Source organism: Bartonella sp. AD328YNZD (genome assembly GCF_042196425.1).
This window is the reverse complement of sequence record NZ_JBHIQG010000258.1, coordinates 1-3,472: the sequence shown is the minus strand read 5'-3', so window position 1 is coordinate 3,472 and position 3,472 is coordinate 1. Positions and strand designations below refer to the sequence as shown.

The 3,472-nt window shown below is 37.3% G+C and carries 4 protein-coding genes; all 4 read left to right on the top strand.

Annotation, left to right across the window (positions count from 1 at the left end):
• Positions 1-906: LPS-assembly protein LptD (locus ACFIO3_RS10240; RefSeq protein ID WP_375704409.1), on the top strand; the 906-nt coding region annotated here is incomplete at its 5' end.
• A gap of 109 nt (positions 907-1,015) precedes the next feature.
• Entirely contained in the window at positions 1,016-1,972 is a 957-nt protein-coding gene (locus ACFIO3_RS10235; RefSeq protein WP_375606282.1) for a SurA N-terminal domain-containing protein, read from the top strand.
• On the top strand, positions 1,972-2,985 hold the full coding sequence (gene pdxA, locus ACFIO3_RS10230; protein WP_375614963.1) for a 4-hydroxythreonine-4-phosphate dehydrogenase PdxA: 1,014 nt from the start codon (positions 1,972-1,974) through the stop codon (positions 2,983-2,985). Before ACFIO3_RS10235 ends, pdxA begins: the two co-directional genes overlap by 1 nt.
• On the top strand, positions 2,976-3,472 hold a 497-nt coding region (locus tag ACFIO3_RS10225; RefSeq protein WP_375704408.1), incomplete at its 3' end, for a ribosomal RNA small subunit methyltransferase A. The genes pdxA and ACFIO3_RS10225, both read left to right, overlap by 10 nt.

Below are 3,472 nucleotides of genomic sequence, written 5' to 3'. Positions count from 1 at the left end.
GATATCATTACAACCAATGTACGTGAAAATCATGATTCTTCTATAAAAAACACTGTGTTATCCGAAGTTCGTGGTTCAGCAATTCGTGGCATGGCAACAGCAGGGTTAGAACTACGCTATCCCTTTCTCATTACAGCTGATCATTCTACACATATCATAGAACCAACCGCACAAATTTTCATACGCAATAATGAACAATATATCGGACAAATTCCTAATGAAGATGCTCAAAGCTTTGTATTTGATGCAACTACTCTCTTTCAACGGGATAAATTTTCTGGTTATGATCGTGTAGAAGGTGGCACAAGAGCCAATATAGGTCTAAGATACTCTGGAAGCCTTAATGATAATTGGTCTCTTTATGGTCTCATTGGACAATCCTTTCATCTAGCAGGAAAGAATTCTTTTGCAGAAAAGGACTTTATCAATGTCGGTACTCATTCTAGCTTAGAGGCAAAACGTTCAGACTATGTTGCAATGTTTGGTACAACCCATAAAAGTGGTTTTTCCTTAGAAACGCGTGGACGCTTTGACAAAAAAACAGGAAAAATCCGCCGTAGTGAAATCGAAGCATCACAAAAATGGCAAAATTTTTGGGCGGCTCTACAATATGCCTATATCGCAAAGCAACCAGATTATGAATATTCTCAAGAGCGCCAAGAAATTTCTTTTCAAACAGGACTTAAATTGGCAGATTATTGGTCCATTAATAGCAACGCCGGTTATGATTTAGTATCTGGTACATTTATAAAGCGAGGAATTAGCTTGAGTTATATGGATGAATGTTTCGGGTTAACATTCGGTTATCAACAGGTAACGAATCCAGGCAGGAAAGCACCCTTGCAAAACTTTAATTTCTCTCTTTCATTGCGTACGATTGCAGATATCGGAAAAAAGATAGATTAATTTATAAAGGGAATGTATCAGTCATTTAACTTATCATTGTTTTTATGAAAGAAAGCGTGTATTTTAAGTTGTTGATGAGAATTAATAAACAATGCGAAAGCCTATTTATATGAATAAATTGAAAAAGCGTTTTCTTGCTTTATTTTATATTGCGTCTTTGAGCGTAAGTAGCCTGTTAATAAATGGATTTTTGATTCCGACAGTCTTTGCGCAGACTTCTATTGTTGTTACAGTTAATGGCAACCCCATCACAAATTATGATATACAAAGGCGCCTTGCTTTTCTCAGATTACAACAAAAGCAAGGCAATTTGGTGGCACAGGCTAAAAAAGAGCTTGTTGACGAAAAGCTAAAAAATATTGAAATAAAACGTCTTAATATTGAAGTAAGCAATGATGAAGTTGATAAAGCTTTTGAGAATTTTGCAACACAAAATAATATGACGATTGATCAGCTCAACCAGATTCTGATCCAAACTGATATCACTGTGCAACACTTTAAAGATTACATCCGTGGACAAATAGGATGGGGACGTCTTGTTAGCGCACGCTATCAATCTGAAACAGGTATGATTAGTGAACAAGAAGCTGTACGCAGAATATTAAAAAATGGTGGTGTAAAACCTTCAACCAACGAATATACATTACAGAGAATTGTTTTTGTCATTCCAGCACATCGTCGTTCAGAAATCTTTGAGAGACGTCAAAGAGAAGCAAGTAATTTTCGCGCACATTTCCGTGGATGTGCAAATGCTCACAATCAAGCAAAAGGTATTTTAGACGTTACTATCCGTCACTTAGGAAAGTTTCTGGAGCCCCAACTCCCCAGTGCATGGGAACAAGCTATTCTTGCAACACCTGCTGGAAAAATGACAAAATTACAAGAAACATCTGATGGAATCGAAGCAATTGCTGTCTGCAAAATAAAGAGAGTTTCTGATGATTATGTCGCTCGGCTGATCTTTTCTCTTCAAGATAGTAAAAAAAGAAGCCCGCAAAAACTTGAAGAATTAAGCGACAAATATTTAGAAGAACTGCGCCGAGTGGCGCGTATTCAAAATTCATAATGGCTATTCTTGTTGTTAGCGGTGGTGATCCTGCCGGAATTGGTCCTGAAATAGTACTAAAAGCGTGGAATTTACGTGTTACGCATAAAATTCCACCTTTTGTACTTCTTGCTGATCCAGATGTTATTCGTTCGCGCGCTCGTTTTTTACAGATTGATGTTGAGGTGCAATCTGTTTTAATCAATAATCCTACAAAAAATTTTCAAAATGCTCTTCCTATCATACCGTTAAAAAACAAACAAAGTGATCAATTAGGTATACCTTCATCGAATAATGCTGCTGGAATCATTGAAGCGATTAAACGCAGTGTTCAATTGATTCAAAGTGGCCATGCATGTGCACTAATCACTTGTCCTATTGCAAAAAAAAATCTTTATGATGCTGGTTTTCAATTTCCAGGTCATACAGAATTTTTAGCCGATTTGGCATATAAAGCTTTTCATAAATGTTATCATCCCGTTATGATGTTAGCAGGACCTCGATTAAAAACGGTACCAATTACTGTTCATATTCCATTCAAAGATGTTCCTTCACAGCTTACCCGTGATTTAATTATTCAAACGGTACTTATTACTGAATGTGACTTAAAAACACGGTTTAAAATAACATCACCCCGACTAGCTGTTGCTGGTCTTAATCCTCATGCTGGAGAAGGAGGTGCAATGGGAAAAGAAGATATTGAAGTTATCACTCCTGCTATTGAATATCTTAAAAAGAAAGGACTCAATATTGCAGGCCCGCTGCCTGCCGACACAATGTTCCATGAATGCGCAAGAAAGGCATATGACGTTGCCATTTGTATGTATCATGATCAAGCCCTTATCCCTGTTAAAACATTAGACTTTGATACCACCGTTAATGTTACATTAGGTTTACCTTTTATTCGTACGTCTCCAGATCACGGGACTGCTTTTGACATTGCTGATAAAGGGATAGCCTCTCCCGAAAGCTTTATTGCTGCTCTTAAACTTGCAAATCAACTTGCAAAAAATAGTTTGAACCCATGCCAATAGATAATCTTCCTCCTCTGCGTGAGGTTATTGATATATATGGATTACAAGCACATAAATCTTTGGGGCAAAATTTTCTTTTTGATCTTAATTTAACCTCTAAAATTGCTCATCAAGCAGGAAATATAGAAGGAAAACCTGTTATTGAAGTTGGGCCTGGTCCTGGAGGTCTCACACGTGCCTTGCTGGCAAAGGGCGCCATTGTAATAGCAATAGAACGCGATGAGCGTTGTATACCGGCTCTCTTAGAAATAGAAAAACACTATCCTCAAAAATTAAAACTTATTTGTAATGATGCTCTGAAGCAAGATTTCTCAAAACTCTTTGAAACAAGCCTAGAAAAACCACGCATTATTGCAAACCTTCCCTATAATATTGGAACACAACTCTTATTAAATTGGCTTTTGTCTGAACCATGGCCTCCTTTTTATGAGTCAATGACATTGATGTTCCAACGTGAAGTTGCCAAACGGATTACGGCTCAACCTCA